Source organism: Dokdonella sp. (genome assembly GCF_019634845.1).
In the GTDB taxonomy this organism is placed as follows: Bacteria; Pseudomonadota; Gammaproteobacteria; order Xanthomonadales; family Rhodanobacteraceae; genus Dokdonella_A.
The window spans coordinates 101,519-119,347 of record NZ_JAHCAQ010000006.1 but is presented as its reverse complement, the minus strand read 5'-3'; the positions used below and the strand labels follow the sequence as shown (position 1 = coordinate 119,347).

17 protein-coding genes are annotated in these 17,829 nt (G+C 70.1%); 8 read left to right on the top strand and 9 right to left on the bottom strand.

Annotation, left to right across the window (positions count from 1 at the left end; all coding sequences use genetic code 11):
- The first annotated feature begins 10 nt into the window (after positions 1 to 10).
- A complete protein-coding gene (gene yjgA, locus KF903_RS06125) occupies positions 11 to 556 on the top strand; it encodes a ribosome biogenesis factor YjgA (RefSeq protein WP_291212458.1) in 546 nt (181 codons plus the stop codon).
- Between the two features lie 36 nt (positions 557 to 592).
- On the opposite strand, the gene tldD is transcribed toward yjgA, so the two are convergent.
- From tldD to KF903_RS06095, 6 genes are all read right to left on the bottom strand, one after another.
- Complete coding sequence (gene tldD / locus KF903_RS06120) at positions 593 to 2,032, bottom strand: metalloprotease TldD (RefSeq protein ID WP_291212455.1); 1,440 nt, start codon at positions 2,030 to 2,032, stop codon at positions 593 to 595.
- Positions 2,033 to 2,148: 116 nt separating this feature from the next.
- Positions 2,149 to 5,964, bottom strand: coding sequence for a YhdP family protein (locus KF903_RS06115; protein ID WP_291212452.1), 3,816 nt, complete (start codon positions 5,962 to 5,964; stop codon positions 2,149 to 2,151).
- A 42-nt stretch (positions 5,965 to 6,006) separates the two neighbouring features.
- Positions 6,007 to 7,533 (bottom strand): ribonuclease G, encoded by a 1,527-nt coding sequence (gene rng / locus KF903_RS06110; RefSeq protein ID WP_291212450.1) that lies wholly within the window; start codon positions 7,531 to 7,533, stop codon positions 6,007 to 6,009.
- Positions 7,534 to 7,679: 146 nt separating this feature from the next.
- Complete coding sequence (locus KF903_RS06105; protein ID WP_291212448.1) at positions 7,680 to 8,612, bottom strand: DUF1684 domain-containing protein; 933 nt, start codon at positions 8,610 to 8,612, stop codon at positions 7,680 to 7,682.
- 94 nt (positions 8,613 to 8,706) lie between these two features.
- Positions 8,707 to 9,282, bottom strand: coding sequence for a Maf family protein (locus KF903_RS06100; protein ID WP_291212444.1), 576 nt, complete (start codon positions 9,280 to 9,282; stop codon positions 8,707 to 8,709).
- Between the two features lie 104 nt (positions 9,283 to 9,386).
- Entirely contained in the window at positions 9,387 to 9,548 is a 162-nt protein-coding gene (locus tag KF903_RS06095) for a hypothetical protein (protein ID WP_291212441.1), read from the bottom strand.
- A gap of 268 nt (positions 9,549 to 9,816) precedes the next feature.
- Between KF903_RS06095 and KF903_RS06090 the strand changes: the two genes are divergently transcribed.
- Genes KF903_RS06090 through KF903_RS06080 form a run of 3 tightly spaced genes read left to right on the top strand, consistent with a single transcriptional unit; the run spans position 9,817 to position 12,654 of the window.
- Positions 9,817 to 10,674 carry an alpha/beta fold hydrolase gene (locus tag KF903_RS06090; RefSeq protein WP_291212438.1) on the top strand — a complete coding sequence of 286 codons (858 nt, stop codon included), beginning with the start codon at positions 9,817 to 9,819 and terminating at the stop codon, positions 10,672 to 10,674.
- Positions 10,671 to 11,777: a peptidogalycan biosysnthesis protein gene (locus tag KF903_RS06085; protein WP_291212436.1), complete on the top strand. Its 1,107-nt coding sequence runs from the start codon at positions 10,671 to 10,673 to the stop codon at positions 11,775 to 11,777. Before KF903_RS06090 ends, KF903_RS06085 begins: the two co-directional genes overlap by 4 nt.
- The gene (locus KF903_RS06080; protein ID WP_291212432.1) at positions 11,755 to 12,654 is read left to right on the top strand and encodes an arginase family protein; all 900 of its coding nucleotides are present in this window, start codon (positions 11,755 to 11,757) and stop codon (positions 12,652 to 12,654) included. The genes KF903_RS06085 and KF903_RS06080 overlap by 23 nt, the downstream gene beginning before the upstream one ends.
- Before the next feature lie 15 nt (positions 12,655 to 12,669).
- Here KF903_RS06080 and KF903_RS06075 read toward each other — a convergent pair whose 3' ends face one another.
- From KF903_RS06075 to KF903_RS06065, 3 genes are read right to left on the bottom strand one after another with little or no spacing between them, the layout of a single operon-like run.
- A complete protein-coding gene (locus KF903_RS06075) occupies positions 12,670 to 13,896 on the bottom strand; it encodes a DegT/DnrJ/EryC1/StrS family aminotransferase (RefSeq protein ID WP_291212429.1) in 1,227 nt (408 codons plus the stop codon).
- Positions 13,871 to 14,263 (bottom strand): EamA family transporter, encoded by a 393-nt coding sequence (locus KF903_RS06070; protein WP_291212428.1) that lies wholly within the window; start codon positions 14,261 to 14,263, stop codon positions 13,871 to 13,873. The genes KF903_RS06075 and KF903_RS06070 overlap by 26 nt, the downstream gene beginning before the upstream one ends.
- Before the next feature lie 2 nt (positions 14,264 to 14,265).
- On the bottom strand, positions 14,266 to 14,625 hold the full coding sequence (locus KF903_RS06065; protein ID WP_291212426.1) for a hypothetical protein: 360 nt from the start codon (positions 14,623 to 14,625) through the stop codon (positions 14,266 to 14,268).
- Positions 14,626 to 14,801: 176 nt separating this feature from the next.
- Here KF903_RS06065 and KF903_RS06060 point away from each other — a divergent pair, with 176 nt between their 5' ends.
- The 4 genes from KF903_RS06060 (at position 14,802) to KF903_RS06045 (ending at position 17,783) form a co-directional block, all read left to right on the top strand.
- Positions 14,802 to 15,059: a phosphopantetheine-binding protein gene (locus KF903_RS06060; protein ID WP_291212424.1), complete on the top strand. Its 258-nt coding sequence runs from the start codon at positions 14,802 to 14,804 to the stop codon at positions 15,057 to 15,059.
- 13 nt (positions 15,060 to 15,072) lie between these two features.
- On the top strand, positions 15,073 to 16,287 hold the full coding sequence (locus tag KF903_RS06055; RefSeq protein WP_291212422.1) for a beta-ketoacyl-[acyl-carrier-protein] synthase family protein: 1,215 nt from the start codon (positions 15,073 to 15,075) through the stop codon (positions 16,285 to 16,287).
- Positions 16,288 to 16,319: 32 nt separating this feature from the next.
- Entirely contained in the window at positions 16,320 to 17,138 is an 819-nt protein-coding gene (locus KF903_RS06050; RefSeq protein ID WP_291212420.1) for a hypothetical protein, read from the top strand.
- 90 nt (positions 17,139 to 17,228) lie between these two features.
- Positions 17,229 to 17,783: a lysozyme inhibitor LprI family protein gene (locus KF903_RS06045; protein ID WP_291212416.1), complete on the top strand. Its 555-nt coding sequence runs from the start codon at positions 17,229 to 17,231 to the stop codon at positions 17,781 to 17,783.
- Positions 17,784 to 17,829 lie beyond the last annotated feature (46 nt).

Sequence of the window (17,829 nt, the reverse complement as noted above, 5' to 3'; positions counted from 1 at the left end):
ATCCATTCCGATGCACGATAACGAAACCCCGGGCGATGCGCTCGCCACCCCCGAACCCAGCCGCAGCCAGCGCCGCCGCGACGCGCTCGACGTGCTCCAACTGGCGCAGGCACTGGCCAGCCTGAGTCCGGCGCAACTGGCGCCAATCCCGCTCACCGATCCGTTGCGCGATGAGGTACAGCGCACGCGCGCGGTCACCTCGCACATCGCGCGCAAGCGCCAGGAACAGTATCTGGCCAAGCAGCTGCGCGGCCTCGACGAGGAAGCGCTGGCCGCGATCCGCGCCGTGCTCGGCGAGGACCGCGGCCGTGCCCAGCGCGAGGCCGCCGCCCTGCACCGCAGCGAGCGCTGGCGGCAGCGCCTGCTCGACGAAGGTGACGCGGCATTGGCCGAGTTCATCACCGAGCACCCGGCCGCCGACCGCCAGCAACTGCGCCAGCTCGTGCGCAATGCGCTGGCCGAACGCAAGGCCGGCAAGCCGCCGCATGCGCAGCGCGAGCTGTTTCGCCTCGTGCGTGACACCACGGCAACGGCTGGAGCGAGCGAAATCGAATAGCGTGCCCGGCGGCGGCGCGGGCCCGGCCCAACGCCGTCACGCCGTACCGCCCACCGTCATCGCATCGATGCGCAGCGTCGGCTGGCCGACGCCGACCGGCACGCTCTGGCCATCCTTGCCGCAGACGCCGACGCCTTCGTCGAGTTTGAGATCGTTGCCGATCATCGACACGCGCTTGAGCACCTCGGCACCCGAGCCGATCAGGGTGGCGCCCTTGACCGGCCGCGTGACGCGGCCGTTCTCGATCAGGTAGGCCTCGCTGGCCGAGAACGTGAACTTGCCGTTGGTGATGTCGACCTGGCCGCCGCCGAAGTTGACCGCATACAGTCCCTTATCGACCGAGGCGATGATTTCGTCGGGCGCGTGCGCGCCCGGCAGCATGTAGGTGTTGGTCATGCGCGGCATCGGCAGGTGCGCAAACGATTCGCGGCGGCCATTGCCGGTGGCGCGCTGGCCCATGAGGCGCGCATTGAGCTTGTCCTGCATGACGCCCTTCATGACGCCGTTCTCGACCAGTACCGTGCGCTGGGTGGGCGTGCCTTCATCGTCGATCGACAACGAACCGCGGCGCCCGGCCATGGCGCCATCGTCGACCACGGTGACGCCATCGGCGGCGATCTTCTCGCCGAGCATGCCGGCGAAGGCCGAGGTGCCCTTGCGGTGAAAGTCGCCCTCGAAACCGTGCCCGATCGCCTCGTGCAGCAGCACGCCGGGCCAGCCGGGGCCGAGCACGACGGTCATCGTGCCCGCCGGCGCGGGCACCGCGTCGAGGTTGACCAGCGCGCTGCGCACGGCTTCCTGCGCGAAGGCACGGGCGCGGCCGCCGGCGAGGAGTTCGTCGAATCCATAGCGACCACCGCCGCCGGCGCTGCCGCTCTCGCGACGGCCGTTGGCCTCGGCGATGACCTGCACGTTGAGCCGCACCAGCGGCCGCACGTCGGCGGCGAGCGTGCCGTCGGAGTGGGCGATGAGCACGGTGTCGACCGTCGCGGCGAGGCTGACGATGACCTGGCGCACGCGCGGATCGGCGGCGCGGCAATACGCATCGACCTCGCGCAGCACGGCCAGTTTGGCCTCGTTGCCGAGCGTGTCGATCGGGTCGATCGGCGGATACAGCGCATGCGCCTTGGCGATCGCGAGCGGCCTGCCGACGCCACTGGCGCCGGCATGGGCGATCGCGCGCGCGGCACCGGCCGCCTCCAGCAGGGCCGGCAGCACAATCTCGTCGGAATAGGCGAAACCGGCCTTCTCGCCGGCCAGGGCGCGCACGCCTACGCCCTGCTCGATGGCGTGGCTGCCGTCCTTGACGATGCCGTCCTCGAGTACCCACGACTCACTGCGCGAGTGTTGGAAATACAGATCGGCGGCATCGATCGCCGGCCCCATGAGGCGGGCGAACACGCGCTCCAGATCGGCGCTGGCAAGCCCGCCCGGAGCAAGCAACTGGCGTTCGGCGGTGAGGATCAGGTCGGACATCGGCGGCGGGCACTCGGCAGGCGGCAGGCGCGGCAGGCGCCGCGCGAGTATGACGCAGGTTCAATGGGGGCGCGGCGGCCGCAACACAATGACAGCGACCGTCGGCGCGGCGACGATCAACGTTTCGGGCGCACCGGACCGGGCTTGCGATCTGTCGCGCTGGCCGTGATCGGTGTGAACTCGGGCTTGTCCCAGGAACCGGTCACGCTGTACTGGCGCTTGACCGCCTGGCCGATCGGCTTGTTGAGCAGGCCCTGCGCGACCAGGCCGGCCGCGGCGCCGACCGGGCCGGCGGCAAGCGCGCCGACCACCGGCAGGGTGGCGCCCGCGCGTGGCTCGACCACGAGCCGCTGGTCATAGTCGCGCGCACGCAGCCCGGTGCGCCCGGTGACGATGATCTCGGCGGCTGGGCTGTCCACGCGCAGGCCATCGGTCCAGGCGTTGCCGTCGGCGAGGTGGAACTTGCCTTCGATCGAATTGAAGCCGAGCCCGGACTTGAAGAAATCGCTGAAGTCCAGGCTCAGCCGGCGCGGGATCTCGGTGATCGACAGCAGGCCGAAGATGCGGCCGGCGCCGGGTTTGGCATCGGGGATGCGGCCATCGGCGATGTTGATCGCCAGGCTGCCATCGAGATCGGCCAGCGCGAACGCCGAGGGCGGGCCGGGCCAGCTCGCGTCGATGTCGGCGCGGGTGGCGCCGCCGTCGATGAGTCCGGCGTAGCCGAGCGCATCCATCATGCGGCCGACGTCGTGCGCGCGCAGCGCGATCGTCATGCGCGAGCGATTGGCGGCCGCGCTGCCGGTCCACTCGCCCTGCCCCGACATCTCGATGTTGGGTGAGTGGGTGGTCAGTCGTTCGATCGCCATGCCGTCGGCGATCGGATGGCTGTCGAACTGCGCGCTGCCGAAATTGGCCGTGCCGAGGCGGAAGTCGTCGACGACGAGGTGGATCGGCGGCAGGCTGCCCGGCGCCACCGCGGCCAGCGTGCTCGCAGTGTCCTTGCCCGCTGGCGCCTCGGGCCAGTGCACGCGGGCGAAATGCGCGTCGATGCCGCCGGCGCCGCCACCGCGTGCGATGTCGAGCGTGCCGGCGAGCGCGGCACTGTCGATGCCGATGCGCGTGGCCTGCGCCAGGTTTTCGATCGCCAGTCGCACGTCGGCGAAGTGGCGGCCGCCGAGCACCACGTCGGCACCGCGCACGTCGATGGCGTGGGCGGCAGCGCCGGCAGTGCCGCCGCCGGCGAGCGCGAGTTCGATCCAGGCACCGGCATCGAGCTGCGGCAGGTTGCCATCGACGAGGATTTCTCCGGCGGGCGGCATGCCCGCGTCGGCGGCACCGAACCGCAGGCGCATACCGAACGGCTTGTCGTCGGCCGGCAATTGCGCGCTGATCGCGAGCAGGTCGGCCAGCCGCACGGCGACACGCTGGCCTGCATAAGGCAGGTCGAGCGCGATGTGCAGCGGCCAGCGCGCGGTCGCGGACTTGTCGAGCGGCACCGGCAGGTCGATGGTGGTGCCGACGAGGTCGCTGTCCAGGGTCAGGTGGATCGGCGCAGCGCCGCTGTCGACGGCACCGACCGCGACCAGCGCGCTCCAGGCCGACTCGCCCTGCAAGTGGGCGACGACCGGTGCCAGCACCGGCGCATCGGCGAACACGGTGGCGGCCGGAAACAGGCCATCGAGTCGCAGTTCGAGCGCGTGCGCGGGGTCGCTGGCGAAGCTGCCGATGTCGAGCGAGAGCTTGGCCGGCCGCTCGCGGTAGGTCACATCGAGCGCCTCGGCGGCAAGACCCTGCTGGGTGAAATGGAGCGTTCCGCTGACATCGCTGAAGTGCTGGTCGTAGCGCAGATGGTCGAGCTTGCGCGCCTGCAGCTTCACGTTGCCGTCGAGCGCGAGCGCGTCGAGCGCATCGAACGGCAGTGTCAGCTTGAACTCGACGTTGCCCCTGCCATCGATGACGAGATCCTTGAGCGGCTCGGCGTAGCGCTTGCCGAACGGCGTGGCGCGCACGAACGTGAGCAGGTTGGCGGCACTGCCGCTGCCCTTGACCGCGAGGTCGAGCACCGCGTCGGAAAAGCTGGGGATGGTCGCGCTGGCGGCCTGCACGCTGTTGCCGATCGCACTGGCGGCGCTGGCGTCGGCCTGCATGCCGTCGTTGATGAAGTAGGCGACTGCATGCAAATCCTGGGCGCGCGGCCAGTCCGGGTGATAGTCGAGCGTCGCATCGTCGATTTCGGCGCGTGCGACGAAGTTGCCGGCGTGGTTGCGGAACGGCCAGTCGGCGAGGTCGCCGCGGAACGCGACGCGGCCGTCGACGATGCGTCCCTCGACGAGCGCGCGATCGAGCCAGGCCACCGCCGTCGGCGGCATGATGTTGAGCGGCCAGAACAGCTTGGCCGCCGGCACGTCGCCATGCGCCGTCACCGCATACAGGTCGAGGAACGGGCGCCGGCCGGAAGCCAGTTCGACAGCGCCGCGCAACTCGCCGCCGTAGCCCTCGCCCTCGAAGGCGACGCGGTCGGTCTCGATGCGCCAGGCGTTGTCGTCGGTCCGGCGCAGCACCACGTCGCCGCCCAGCTGCGCAAACACGAACGGCCGGCGGAACACCGGCGGCAGGTTCACGGTGGTGGCCTGTAGCGGCACCTGCAGCAGGATCGCCTGCGCATCGCCAACGACGTCGAGATCAAGGCGCTCCACGCCCGGCACCAGGCCGGCGCTCGCGATCTCGCCGCCGCGCATGCTCGCGCGCAGGTCGAAATCGTTCTCGCCGTCCCAGCGCAGACCGAGCGTGTCGAGCCTGCCGCGCGGATGAGCCTGGTACAGCCAGCGCCGCAGCGACGCCGGCGTCTGCGATGCGAGCATCGCCAGCGAACCGAGCGGCTCCAGGTCCAACCCGCGGGCCGCGGCGTCCCAGTGCGCGTCATCGGCAGACCCGCTGCGCTGCACGCGCAGCCGCGCCGGCGCGCTGTCGGCCGCGCCAGCCACGAGGTCGGCCACATCGAGTGCCCAGCCCGAGTCCGTGCGCAGCCAGCGCGCGGCCAGGCCCAGGCGCTCGAACGCCGCCTGCGGCGCCGGCGCGAGGCCCGGCGCCAGCGGCAGCGGGTCGGCGGCGGCGACGATCACCTCGCGAAGATCGAGCCGCGCGCGCACGGCCTCGACGCGGCCCTGCCGCACCTGCAACCAGGCCTGCACGAGACCGCGTCCGGCCGGCACGCGCAACCCGGCCGGCGCATGCGCGCCGAGGGCGGCGGCGACATCGACGTCCTTGCTGCCGACGTAGACCGTGCCCGAATGGGTGGCCGGATTCACGTCGGCCACCACGTCGAACATGCCGGTGCTGGCCGCGCCGGGCGACAGTCGCGCCAGCACGCGCAGCTCGTCGCCGCGATTGAGCACGCGCAGTGCCGGCGAACCGAACTGCAGGTGCAGGTCGCGCTGTGCGTCGTCGATGCGCAAGCGGGCATGGGTCAGCTCGAGCGCGCCGAGCGCGCCGAGCGAGAACGGTTCCTGCGCCGTCGCATCGGTGGCGCCCGGCTCCAAGCCGTGCAGGCGCCACTGGCCCTGCTCGTTGCTGAGCTGCAGCTCCAGGCCGTCGATGCGGAACTCGGAGAACGCGCGGCCGCGGCGCAGCGGCGCCAGCAGGTCGAAGGCCAGTTGCGCGGTGGGCAGCGTCAGCGGCGGCTGGGCCGGGTCGCGCTGGCCGATGCTGACCTCGCGCAACGTCAGCACTGGACCGCCGCCATACCAGGCCCCTTCGAGGCGCCCGATCGCGACCGTGCGACCGAGCCGCTCGCCGAGCCAACGCGCCACGCTCTGCGGGTGACTGACCAGCCACGGCATCGCCAGATGGGTGAGCCCGGCCAGCACGCCGAGCACGATCACGCCCGTGGCCAGCATGCCGAACACCGCAAGGCGCAGTCGGCGCAGGCGCATCCGCCACGACATGCTCACGACGCGCGTGGCTCCCGCGGCCGGCTACAGCAACACGACATCGTACTGTTCCTGCGAATAGTGCTCCTCGGGCTGGAAGCGGATCGTCTTGCCGATGAACTCCTCCAGCTCGGCCACCGCCGCGGAGTCTTCCTCGAGGATGCGGCTGACCACCTTGGGCGCGGCCAGCACGAGCAGCTTGGCGGCCTCGAACTGGCGTACCGCCCGCGTGATCTCGCGGAAGATCTCGTAGGTGATGGTTTCGGCGGTCCGGATGCTGCCGCGGCCACCACAGGCCGGGCATGGCTCGCACAGTTGCCGTTCGAGGCTCTCGGTGGTGCGCTTGCGCGTCATCTCGACCAGGCCGAGCGGCGACATTTCATACACGGTGGCCTTGGCATGGTCGCGCGCCATCGACTTCTGCAACTGGCGCAGCACCTGGCGCTGGTGTTCCTCGTCGGTCATGTCGATGAAGTCGATGATGATGATGCCGCCCAGATTGCGCAGGCGCAGTTGGCGCGCCGCCGCCTGCGCGGCCTCGAGGTTGGTGCGGAACACCGTCTCCTCGAGGTTGCGCGTACCGAGGAACGCGCCGGTATTGACGTCGATCGTGGTCATCGCCTCGGTCTGGTCGATGATGAGATAACCGCCGGACTTGAGCGGTACGTTCTTCTTGAGCGCGTTCTGGATCTCGTCCTCGACCCCGTACAGGTCGAAGATCGGCCGCTCGCCCGGGTAATGCTCCACCCGCTCGGCCAACTCGGGCATGAACTGGGCGACGAAGCGCTGCGCACGCTCGAACGTCTCGCGCGAGTCGATGCGCACCTTCTCGATGCTGGGCCGCATCAGGTCGCGCAGCGCGCGCAGCGGCAGGCTGAGATCTTCGTAGATGCGCTCGCCGACCCTGGCGCGGGCGATGTTGTCGCGTACCGTGCCCCACAGCTTGTCGAGGTAGACGATGTCCTCGGCCAGCGCCTCGCGGGCGGTGCCCTCGGCATTGGTGCGCACGATGTAGCCGCAACGGCGCGTGTCGAGACTGGCCGCGCCGGCATCGCCGCCGCTGGCCGCGACCGGCGGCACCGACAGCTCGGCGATCATGTCCTTGAGACGCTGTCGCTCGGCGTCGTCCTCGATGCGCACCGACACGCCCAGCGCCCGGCTGTAGGGCAGCAGCACGAGATAGCGCGAGGGAATCGACAGGTGGGTGGTCAGGCGCGCGCCCTTGCTGCCGATCGGATCCTTGACCACCTGGACCACGAGCTCCTGGCCATCGCGCACGAGATCGGCGATCGCCGGCATCGACGCGGGTGTCGGCGGCTCGCTGCCGTCTTCGCTGGGCAGCGCCACGCGCACCACGTCGGACGCATGCAGGAACGCCGCGCGTTCGAGGCCGATCTCGACGAAGGCCGCCTGCATGCCGGGCATGACGCGGCTGACCCGACCCTTGTAGATGTTGCCGACATAGCCGCGACGGCTGGCGCGCTCGACCTGCACCTCCTGCAGCATGCCGTTCTCGACCAGCGCCACACGCGTCTCGCGGGGCGTCACGTTGATCAGGATTTCTTCCGACATGAATGGGATACGCGCAGGAACTTGAGTGGTTTATAGCTTTGCGCAGGGGGCCGTGTCGAATCCCGGGGCGCGGCGGCGACGGCATGCTCGCAGCGGCGTCTTTCGTGCAGGCGTCGCCTGCAGTCGGTCGCGCCGGCGGTGGCGGCTCAATGCTGCAGCGGAAAGGTCTTCTCGCCCGCCTCGATGCGGATCGGCAACCGGTTGCCGGGCGGCGGCAGCGGGCAGACCACGTGCCCGTTGAGGGCGCAGGGCGGATTCTCGGCACGGTTGAAGTCGAGCACGATGCGCCCGTCGACCGGCGCGTCAACGTAGAGAAACCGCGCCCCGCCATAGGTTTCGCGGCCACTGGTGCGGTCGGCAATGATGAAGAACATCGTCTTGCCGCCGTCTTCGGTCACCGGCCGCAGCCGCAGCGCGCGGCCATCGCGCTCGAAACGCGCCTCGCCCGGGATCTGCGCCGGCTCCAGGCTGCCATTGGAGGTCACCAGCTCGATCGCTTCCGGCTGCGCATAGGCGACCCAGGTCGCCTCGATCCGCCACGAGGGGTCGGGCGCGAAATGCGGCACGCCCTTGAATGCCGCCAGCGCCGGCGACTGCGGATCACGGAAGCGCCAGCCATAGATCTCGCCGGTCCTCACCACGTAGAAGCGCTGCGCACCGGCATGCACGGCCGTCGGGCCGCCGGCGTCGAGCTGGGTCAACAGCGGCGCCGACTGCACCGCCTGGCCGCCCACCGTCACGCCGCTGTCGGCAGCGGCATCGAACCGCAACTGACCCTGCTGCAGCGACAGCGTGCCCCAATGCGCGGGCCCTTTGGGCACGACGATCACGTTGTCGGCGGCGCTGCCCACGCTCGCACTGCCCTCGTGGACCGGACCCGAACCGCTGAAGCTGAGCCAGCCATCGGGCTCGCGCAGCTGTGCCTCGCGCCGTGCCCGCCATTGCTCGAGTCCAGCCGCGGCCGTGGTCGTGGCCGCCGCTGCGGCGGCGGTCGGCGCATGCGCGGCGCCGCCCGTGGTGGCGCAGGCCGCCAGTACCGTGCACAGCGCGCAGGCCGACAGCAACAGGATCGACTTCATGGCGCGGCACGCTGCGGCGAGGACGGGCGCGCATCGTGACGCAGCGCCGGCGAGGGCGCAAATCCGCCGCGATCGCCACCGGCGCCAGCGCCGTTCAACGTGCGTCGGCCTGCGCCAGCAAGCGCGCCAGCACATGCAATGGCAACCCCATCACTCCCGAATGACTGCCGGCCAGATGCGTGATGAAGGCCGCTGCGCGGCCCTGGATCGCGTAGCCGCCGGCCTTGCCGAACGGCTCGCCGGTGGCGACATAGGCATCGATGCGGGCATCGTCCAGCGCCGCCAGCGTGACCTCGGAAACATGGCTGGCGTGGAACTCGCCGTGTGCTGCGGCCAGCGATATGGCTGAAATGACCTGATGACTGCGTCCGGCCAGTCGCCGCAGCATGGCGGCGGCGGCCGCGGCGTCGGCCGGCTTGCCGAACACCTCGTCGGCGAGCACGACTTCGGTATCGGCGCCGAGCACGAGGACGTCGGCGGGCGCGCCGAGCGCGCGCAGGCCAGCCTGCGCCTTGTCGCGGGCCACTCGACTGACATAGGTCGCCGGCGATTCGTCCGCGGACCGCACCTCGGGCACATCGACATCGACAAGCTCGAACGGCACGCCGATCTGTTGCAGCAATTCACGCCGGCGCGGGCTGCGCGAGGCGAGGTACAGGCGATGGTTCATGTCGGACTTGCGCGAGCGGGCGCCGGTGGCGCGGACCGTGCAAGATATCGCGAATCCCGCGCGGCGATCGCGCGGGCGATTGCGGCGCCGACGGCCGCCGGCGCTCAGAAGCCCTGTGCGTCGTGCAGCTCGGGCTCGCGCTGGTGGTCGTCGGCCTGCAGGTGCAGCAAGGCCTCGCGCTGCATGCGCTCGAGCGTCTTGATGAAGTCGGGCGAACGCGTATCGAGGTGATCCAGCCCCAAGTTCTTCAGGATGTCGTAGCTCATGGTCTGCCTCGCGGATTGCTTCCCCCATCAGGACACAAGCAAGTGTCGTGCCAGCCGCTGGCCCGCGATCCGTGCGGCGGCGGTGACGACGGTTGCACGAATCTGACACTGCGCCCCACTGTCGGACATCGGGCGCACCGCGGGGCCGGCCGCCAGGCCTCGGCCGCGCCGGCGCGAAAGCCACCGGAAAGACGCCACGCCCAAGCTTGCACCAACATCTGCAACGGCTTGCGCGTCATCGATGGCGCGGCGGGCACTCTCCGGATCGATGATCAAACCCTCGGAATTCCATCTGCGCGGCGGTCGCGCCGGCGTCCTCCTGATCCACGGCCTGACCGGCACCCCCACCGAGATGCGCTACGTCGGCAACTGCCTGCAGCGTGCCGGTTTCAGCGTGCTCGGCGTCCATCTGGCCGGCCACTGCGGCAGCGTCGACGACTTGCTCGCCACCGGCTGGCGCGACTGGGCGGCGAGCGTGGCCGATGCTGCCGATCGCCTGCGCGAGGACGTCGACCACCTGTTCGTGGCCGGTCTGTCGATGGGGGCAGTGCTGGCACTCAAGCTCGCCATCGACCGCCCGGCGCAGGTGGACGGCCTTGGCCTGTACGGCACCACGTTCTTCCACGACGGCTGGGCCACGCCGGGCATCGGTCGTCTCGCCTTCCTGCTGCCGCTGGTCACCTCGCTCGGCATCGGTCGCAGCCGCGTGTTCGCCGAAGCCGAGCCCTACGGCATCAAGGACGAGCGCATCCGCCAGCGTGTGGTCGGTGCCATGCTGTCGGGCGCCAGCGAGGAAGCGGGCCTGGCCGGTTTCCCGTGGCCCGCGCTGGCGCAGTTCCAAAGCCTGTCCACGCGCGTGCGCGGACGCCTGGGTCGCGTGCGCGCGCCATGCTTCGTGGCCCATTCGGCGCATGACGACATCGCTTCGCTGCGCAACGTGCGCCTGATCGAGCGCGGCGTGCGCGCACCGGTGCAGACGCTGCTGCTCGAAGACAGCTACCACCTGGTCACGATCGATCGCGAACGCAGCAAGGTCATCGACGGCACCATCGCGTTCTTCCGCGACATCGTCGCGCATCGCGAGGCGAGCTGGAGCCACCACGCGCCGCTCGCGATCGCCAAGTGACGACCGCCGCGGCGCCGGCACCGGCGCTGGCCAACCAGCTCGAGCCGCCGGCGCTCGTCGCGCAGTTCCTCGCCCACCCGCCCGATGACTTCCGCGCGCTGCTCACGCGCTCGGGCACGCCCGCCTTCATCGCACGCTTCGACCTGCTGACCACGGCCGAGGCGGACCTGCGCCGGCGTGTCGAGCGCCTGCCGCTGCAGCGCTGCTGGCAGCGCCTGCTGCGGCCACGCACCTGCTTCATTGGCACCACGGTATCCGAATACGCGCTGTTCCCGGCCGGCGCCGACGCCACCGCGCTCGTGCACGAATGGCTGGCCGATCATGCGGGGCAGCCGTTCCTCATCATCAAGGACATCCCGCAGGACTCGCCGCTGCTCGATGCGGCCAGCAACGCGCAGGCACACGCCGTCGCCGAGGCCGCCAGCGCCGCCGGCTTCGTGCTGCTCGAAGGCCAGGCCCTGGCCTGGGTGCCGATCGACTTCGCCTCCACCGACGAATACCTCGCGCGGCTGTCGGCGGCGCGACGCAAGGACATCCGGCGCAAGCTGCGCGTGCGCGAGCAATTGCAGGTGGAGGAGATCGCCACCGGTGCGGCCTTCTTCGCCGACGCCGCCAACCGCGCGCTGTTCCACGCGCTGTACCTGGAAGTCTTTGCCCAGAGCGAGATCCACTTCGATCGCCTCAGCCGCGACTTCTTCGATGCGCTGCTGCAGGATGCCAGCAGTGGCGGCATCGCCTTCGTGTACCGCCGCGACGGCGCCATCATCGGCTGGAATCTGTGTTTCGTGCAGGGCCAGGCGCTGGTCGACAAATACGTCGGTTTCAGCTATCCGGCCGCGCGCGACAACAACCTGTACTTCGTCAGCTGGCTGCACAATCTCGACTATGCGCGGCGGCGCGGCCTGGACTGCTACATCGCCGGCTGGACCGATCCGCAGATCAAGTCCTATCTTGGCGCGCGCTTCACCTTCACGCGCCACGCGGTGCGGCCGCGCAGCCGCCTGCTGCGCTTGGCGCTGCGCCACCTCGCGCGCCACTTCGAGAGCGATCGTGCCTGGGCCGAGCACACGGAGACTGCCGATGGCGGCGCCGCTCGTCCTTGACTTCGACCACTCGGTCGGCACGCTGGCTGGCGCGACGCGGCTCGATCTCGCCCAGTGGCAGGAGCGCATCCGCTTCGGCTCGACGCTGCGCACGTTCCGCGGCTTTGTCGGCGAGCTGCAGCCACGCCTGCCGCGAGACTACGGCACCGTGCTGCTCGGCAGCGGCGACTACCACCACCTGAGCTGGCCGCTGATCCAATGGCGGGCGGCGCAAGGTCCGCTCGAAGTCGTGGTTTTCGACAACCATCCCGACAACATGCGCTTCCCGTGGGGCATCCACTGCGGCTCGTGGGTGCGCCGCGTCGCCGCGCTGCCGGGCGTGAGCCGGGTGCATGTGCTCGGCATCAGCTCGGGCGATGTCGGCCTCGCGCATGCCTGGGAGAACCACCTTGCGCCGCTGTGGCGCGGCCGGCTCGAATACTGGACGGTCGGCGTCGACGTCGGCTGGATGCGCCGTGCGGGCCTGGCGCGCGCCAGCCATGCATTCGACACGCCGGCGGCGCTGCTCGATGCCTTCGGCGAACGCCAGCGCGCCGCCACCACACCGGTCTATCTGAGCATCGACAAGGATGTGCTGAGCGCCGACGTGGCCCGCACCAACTGGGATCAGGGCCGCTTCGCCGAAGCCGACCTTGCGCGTGGCATCGGCCTGCTGGCTGGCCGCCTCGTCGGCAGCGACATCACCGGCGAGGTATCGCAGTACCGCTACCGGACCTGGTGGAAACGCAGGCTCAGCGCGCTCGACGAACAACCCGTGATCGACGCCGGCGAGCTCGCGCAATGGCAGGCGCAACAGCACGCACTCAACCTGCGTCTGCTGGCCTACATCGAGGCCGCGCTGCAGCCGCGCGCCGCCGAGCGCTGGCGGAGCCGGTAACTCGCCCGGCCCGCGTCAGTCGCGCAACGGCTGCGCGGCCACGCGCTCGAGCACGGCGAGGATGCGGGCGAAGCGCGCCTCGTCGAGCCACGGGCTGTTGCTCACGGTCAGCATCGTCGCCGCCAGTGCGCGTGCATTGGGCACCACATGCTCGCCCAACAGCGGTTGCAGGTAGCCATAATCGGGCAAGGCGTGGATGAACAGCCGGCTCACGCCCAGCCCCGCCCCCCACAGCTGTGCCAGCGCGGCATCGCGCCGGGCGCGATCGCGCAGGCGCAGCATGAAGAACGGCCACGTGCCCTGGGTTCCGGCGGCATCGTCGATCAGCGCGATGCCCGCGATCGCGGCCAGGCGTGTCTTGCGCGCCTGCGCCTGCTCGGTGCACGCGGCGAGGAACGCCGGCAGACGCCTCAATGCGCGCGTTGCGACGCCCTGCCGCCAGCGGCCGAGCGTGTGCAGCGGAATGTCGGCACCGAAGTCGTCGCCGACAGCCGCCACGGGATCGCCGCGCCGCAGCGCGCGGCGCAACGGCCGCCCATAGGCAAGCCCGAGCAAGGCCGGCCGATACAGCGCGTGATAGCCGATGAGTTCGGCGCAGCGGCGCAGTTCCCAGCCCGGGCGTGACGGCGCCAGTTCGCGCGCGGTTGCGGCGAAGGCTGCGCGCAAGTGCGCGTCAGGCGTGACCAGCAAGCCACCTTCCCAGGTCGTCAGGCCCTTGCCGACGGCGAGACTGAAGAAGCCCGCATCGCCACGCAGGCCCACGCTCGCCGTGCCGATGCGCGCGCCGAGCGCCTGCGCGGCGTCCTCGATCACGAAGGCGCCGACCGCGTGCGCGCAGGCCAGCACGGCATCGACGTCGGCCACGCGTCCGCCCAGATGGGTCGGGATCACCGCCAGCGTGTCGCGATCGCACAACCGTTGCAGGCCAGCAGGGTCGAAGTCGATCGAATCCGGCGCGAGGTCGCACAGGCGCAGTTGCAGACCGCAGTGCGCCACTGCCCGCGCCACCAGCGGGCAGGTATAGGCCGGCACCACCACGGCGCGCCGCCCGCTCAATCGGTGCAGGGCGCGCAACGCGATGACGAGGCTGGCCGTACCCGAGCAGGTGGGCTGCACGCCCGGCAGCCCGAGGAAATCGGCCATCGGCGCCGCCAGCTCGTGCCCCGCGGTGAGCAGGTCGCGCCAGCGCGGCGGCAGGCCGGCCGTTGGCGGTACCTCAGTGCGCGGCGGGTGCGGACTCACCTTCGGTCTCGCTGATCGCAAGGCAGACGATGCCGGCGATGATGAGCACGCTGCCGATCAGTTGCGGCGCACCGACGTGCTCGCCGAACACCACCACCGACAACGCCAGCACGCTGACCACCTCCAGGTGTGACGCCGCGAACGCCGGACCGATCGGCGCGTGCTCGAGCAGGGTCATCCAGGTGACGAAGGCGCCGATGTAGCAGGCGATCGCGCAATAGACCCAGGGCGAGGACATCACGCGCAGCAACCAGGCCAGATTCGCCTCGGGCGGCATCGCGTGGTTGGCCGTGAGCTTGAAGCAGACCTGGGCCAGGGTGTCGAAGCACACCAGCACGAGGAATCCGATCAGGTAGAAACGACGCATGTTCAGCCTCCGATGCCGACCACGGCGACGCCGCAGGCGACCAGCAGGATGCCGAGCGTGCGCAGCGGCGAGAACTTCTCGGCGAACAGCATGCGGCCGGCGACCATCACCGCGACGATGTTGATCGAACCCAGCAGCACGCCCTGCGACAACGGCACCAGCGACAGGAACGCAAGCCAGACCACGAATTCGCCGATGTAGGCTCCGGCGCCAAGCCAGATCCACGGGCGTCGCGCCATTGCGCGCCAGCGCGCGAGACCTTCGCCCAGGTCGGGGGCGACCGCCGCGGCCTTGAAGGAAAGCTGCCCGAAAGTGTCGAGCACTATGTTGGCCAGCCAGAGCAGGACGATGATCGTGGACATGCCGGGAACGTGCGTAGCGGGTGCGCAGTATGCCCGCCTGCCACGATGCAGGGAACGCCAGCGCCGACACGCGGCCGCATGCACGGCTTGAACATCGCGTCGCCGACAGCGATCATGCGCGTTGCACCAGGCGGCTGTAGCGCTGCACCCCCATGGCATTTGCGGAGATGGTATCGATGAGCAGCGTCCAGGACACCGTGTTCGACATCATCGCCAAGGAGGCGAACATCGATCGCGCCAAGATCACGCCGCAGGCGACGCTCAAGGATCTCGAGATCCAGTCGCTCGACGTGGTGCAGATCATTTTCGAGATCGAGGATCACTTCAAGATCAGCCTGCCCGACCACGACGCCAACTTCGACACCGGCTCGGTGAGCGGGCTGGTCGAGGCGGTCGAGAAGCTCGTGGCCGCCAAAGACGCGCCGCACGCCTGAGCCGAGCCACTCAATGCATCGCGTCGTCATCACCGGCATCGGCGCCGTAACGCCGCTCGGCCACACTGCGGCCGCCACCTGGGCTGCACTGCGCGAAGGTCGCGTGGCGATCGGCCCGATCGAGAACTTTCCGCGCGAAGGCCTGCGTTACGGCATTGCCGCCGAAGTACGCGGCTTCGATCCGCTCGCGCACTTCGACGAAAAGAAGCTCGTCCAGTACGACCGCTTCACGCAGTTCGCGCTGGTCGCGGCGCGCGAGGCGGTGGCGCAATCGGGCATCGATTTCGCGCGCGACGGCCTGGGCGATGACACCGCCGTCATCATCGGCACCGGCATTGGCGGCGAGACCACGCACGACGAGGCCTCCAAGCGCCTGTACGGCGACAACAACCCGCGCCTGCACCCGCTCACGATCGTGCGCCTGATCGCCAATGCACCGGCCAGCCACGTCTGCATCGAGCACGGCCTGCACGGTGCGGCATTTGCCACCTCCAGCGCCTGCGCCTCGGCCAACCATGCGCTGGCGCAAGCCTTCATGCTCGTGCGCAGCGGCGCGGCCCGCGCCGCGCTCGCCGGCGGCAGCGAGGCCTGCATCACGCTCGGCGTGGTGCGTGCATGGGAAGCGATGCGCGTGATGGCCGACGACACCTGCCGTCCGTTCAGCAAGCAGCGCCGCGGCATGGTGCTCGGCGAGGGTGCTGCGATCTTCGTGCTCGAAACGCTCGACAACGCGCGAGCGCGCGGCGCCACCATCCTCGCCGAATTGGCCGGCGCCGGTCTTTCCGCCGACGCCGGCGACATCGTGTTTCCGTCCGAGACCTGGACCGCCAAGGCGATCAGCCGCGCGCTCGCCGATGCCGGCCTCGACCCGGCCGATGTCGACTACGTCAATGCCCACGGCACGGCCACGCCGGCCAACGACCCGACCGAAACCAAGGCCCTGCGCCGCGTGTTCGGCGCACATGCCGATCGCCTCGCGGTGTCGTCGACCAAGTCGATGCACGGCCATGCGCTCGGCGCCGCCGGCGCCGTCGAGCTCGTCGCCACGATCGGCGCCCTGCGCGACGGCGTGGTGCCGCCGACCATGAACTTCGTCGAGCCCGACCCCGAGTGCGATCTCGACTACGTGCCCAACGCCGCGCGCGATCTGCCGGTGCGCGCGGCGCTGTCCAATTCGTTCGCTTTCGGCGGCCTCAACGCCGTGCTGGCACTGCGCCGGATGAAGTAAACTGACAAGCATTCTCAACAGGGGGACATCGCATGAACTTCACGCATCTGCCGCGTGCGCTCGCCGCAGCCGGCATCCTCGCCTGCGCCGCCTGGTCGGGTGACGCGCGCTGCAGCGACACTTCGCAGGCGCTCGACCGCATCAGCGTCTGGCTCGGCGCGTACTACCCCGACGTCAAGTTCGACCTCTACGGCAAAGTCGCCAACCAGCCCACCCATCTCGACCTCGACGCCGGCCACGACACGATCGCGCGCGCCCGCTTCGACTTCCTCATGTTCGAGCGCCAGGGCCTCACCTTCGACTGGTACGACTTCAACCGGACCCACCAGCACAACCTGCACGATGCCTTCGTCTATGACGGCACCGAGTTCCAGGTCGACACCACGCTGCGCGCCAAGTACGGCTTCAGCGCAGGCAGCCTGGCTTGGCATTGGTGGTTCGGCGGCGACCAGGACGTGTTCGGCGTCGGCCTCGGCGCCACCTACTACACGGCCGAAATCAGGCTGGCCGGCGACATCGTCGTCAACGGCCAACCGGCAGGTACCGGCCATGTCGGCAGCAAGAAGAGCGCGGTGGCACCGATGCTCGACCTCGGCTACAAGCACGCATTCTCCGATTCGCTGCGCGTCTATGCGATCGCCTCGGGCGTGCGCAAGAGCGGTGGTCCGCTGCGCGGCCACATCGTCGATGCTCGCGTGGGCGTGGAATGGTTCCCGTGGGAGAACGTCGGTTTCGGCGCCGAATACGGCGGCACCCGCGTGGCGCTCGGCCGCAGGCTCATCAACGACCGCTCGTTCGATTTCGACATCGACCTCCAGGGCCCGTCCGCCTTCGTGCGTTTCCGGTTCTGAGCATCGTCGCGGACCGGCGGCGCCTGCGCCGCCGGCTGCACTGGAACCACAGGCCACGGCGAGCGGCCCGTCATCCGATGAGAAATGGCCATGAAGGCACCCGCGATCATCATTGCGCTCTGCATCACGGCCTGGGCCGCGCCGGCGGCCATGGCGTCCGGCGCCGATCCCGCGCTCAACCAGCACTATCGTGCGCTGATGGGCCAGCTCGACGCCGCCAATCAGGGCCGTCTGCGCGATGCACAGCGTGCCTGGTTGGCCTTCCGCGACAAGGAATGTGCGTTCAAGGCGCAGGGACACCACGACGCGGCGAGCGCCAGGTCCGCCCATGACGCATGCATCGAGGCACTGACGGCGCAGCGTGCCGAACAGCTCCAGCGCGAACTCGATTGCAACGCGCACGGCGCCAGCTGCGTCCCGCGCAGGCAGGACGCCAGCGCGCAGGCGCCATCGGCCGCGGACTGCGTGGCCGAAGTTGGCGCGCAGAAAGCCGAACAATACGTGGCGCAGTGCCAGCAGGTGTCGCCGGCCACGCACCCGCCGTGCAATTCTGCCAACGCCTGCGCGCTCATCACCGACGAGATCAAGAGCGGCTGCGATCTGCTCGGCAAGGACGCGCCGGCATTCTGCGCCGGCTACCGCTGACTGCCGCGCGAGCGCGACAGGCGCGCCCCACGGCGCGGCGTTCTGT

Bases quoted from the DNA above. Each gene is read 5' to 3' on its own strand.
- yjgA (WP_291212458.1), top strand. From the start codon at position 11: ATGCACGATAACGAAACCCCGGGCGATGCGCTCGCCACCCCCGAACCC.
- tldD (WP_291212455.1), bottom strand. From the start codon at position 2,032: ATGTCCGACCTGATCCTCACCGCCGAACGCCAGTTGCTTGCTCCGGGC.
- KF903_RS06115 (WP_291212452.1), bottom strand. From the start codon at position 5,964: ATGCGCCTGCGCCGACTGCGCCTTGCGGTGTTCGGCATGCTGGCCACG.
- rng (WP_291212450.1), bottom strand. From the start codon at position 7,533: ATGTCGGAAGAAATCCTGATCAACGTGACGCCCCGCGAGACGCGTGTG.
- KF903_RS06105 (WP_291212448.1), bottom strand. From the start codon at position 8,612: ATGAAGTCGATCCTGTTGCTGTCGGCCTGCGCGCTGTGCACGGTACTG.
- KF903_RS06100 (WP_291212444.1), bottom strand. From the start codon at position 9,282: ATGAACCATCGCCTGTACCTCGCCTCGCGCAGCCCGCGCCGGCGTGAA.
- KF903_RS06095 (WP_291212441.1), bottom strand. From the start codon at position 9,548: ATGAGCTACGACATCCTGAAGAACTTGGGGCTGGATCACCTCGATACG.
- KF903_RS06090 (WP_291212438.1), top strand. From the start codon at position 9,817: ATGATCAAACCCTCGGAATTCCATCTGCGCGGCGGTCGCGCCGGCGTC.
- KF903_RS06080 (WP_291212432.1), top strand. From the start codon at position 11,755: ATGGCGGCGCCGCTCGTCCTTGACTTCGACCACTCGGTCGGCACGCTG.
- KF903_RS06070 (WP_291212428.1), bottom strand. From the start codon at position 14,263: ATGCGTCGTTTCTACCTGATCGGATTCCTCGTGCTGGTGTGCTTCGAC.
- KF903_RS06065 (WP_291212426.1), bottom strand. From the start codon at position 14,625: ATGTCCACGATCATCGTCCTGCTCTGGCTGGCCAACATAGTGCTCGAC.
- KF903_RS06060 (WP_291212424.1), top strand. From the start codon at position 14,802: ATGAGCAGCGTCCAGGACACCGTGTTCGACATCATCGCCAAGGAGGCG.
- KF903_RS06055 (WP_291212422.1), top strand. From the start codon at position 15,073: ATGCATCGCGTCGTCATCACCGGCATCGGCGCCGTAACGCCGCTCGGC.
- KF903_RS06050 (WP_291212420.1), top strand. From the start codon at position 16,320: ATGAACTTCACGCATCTGCCGCGTGCGCTCGCCGCAGCCGGCATCCTC.
- KF903_RS06045 (WP_291212416.1), top strand. From the start codon at position 17,229: ATGAAGGCACCCGCGATCATCATTGCGCTCTGCATCACGGCCTGGGCC.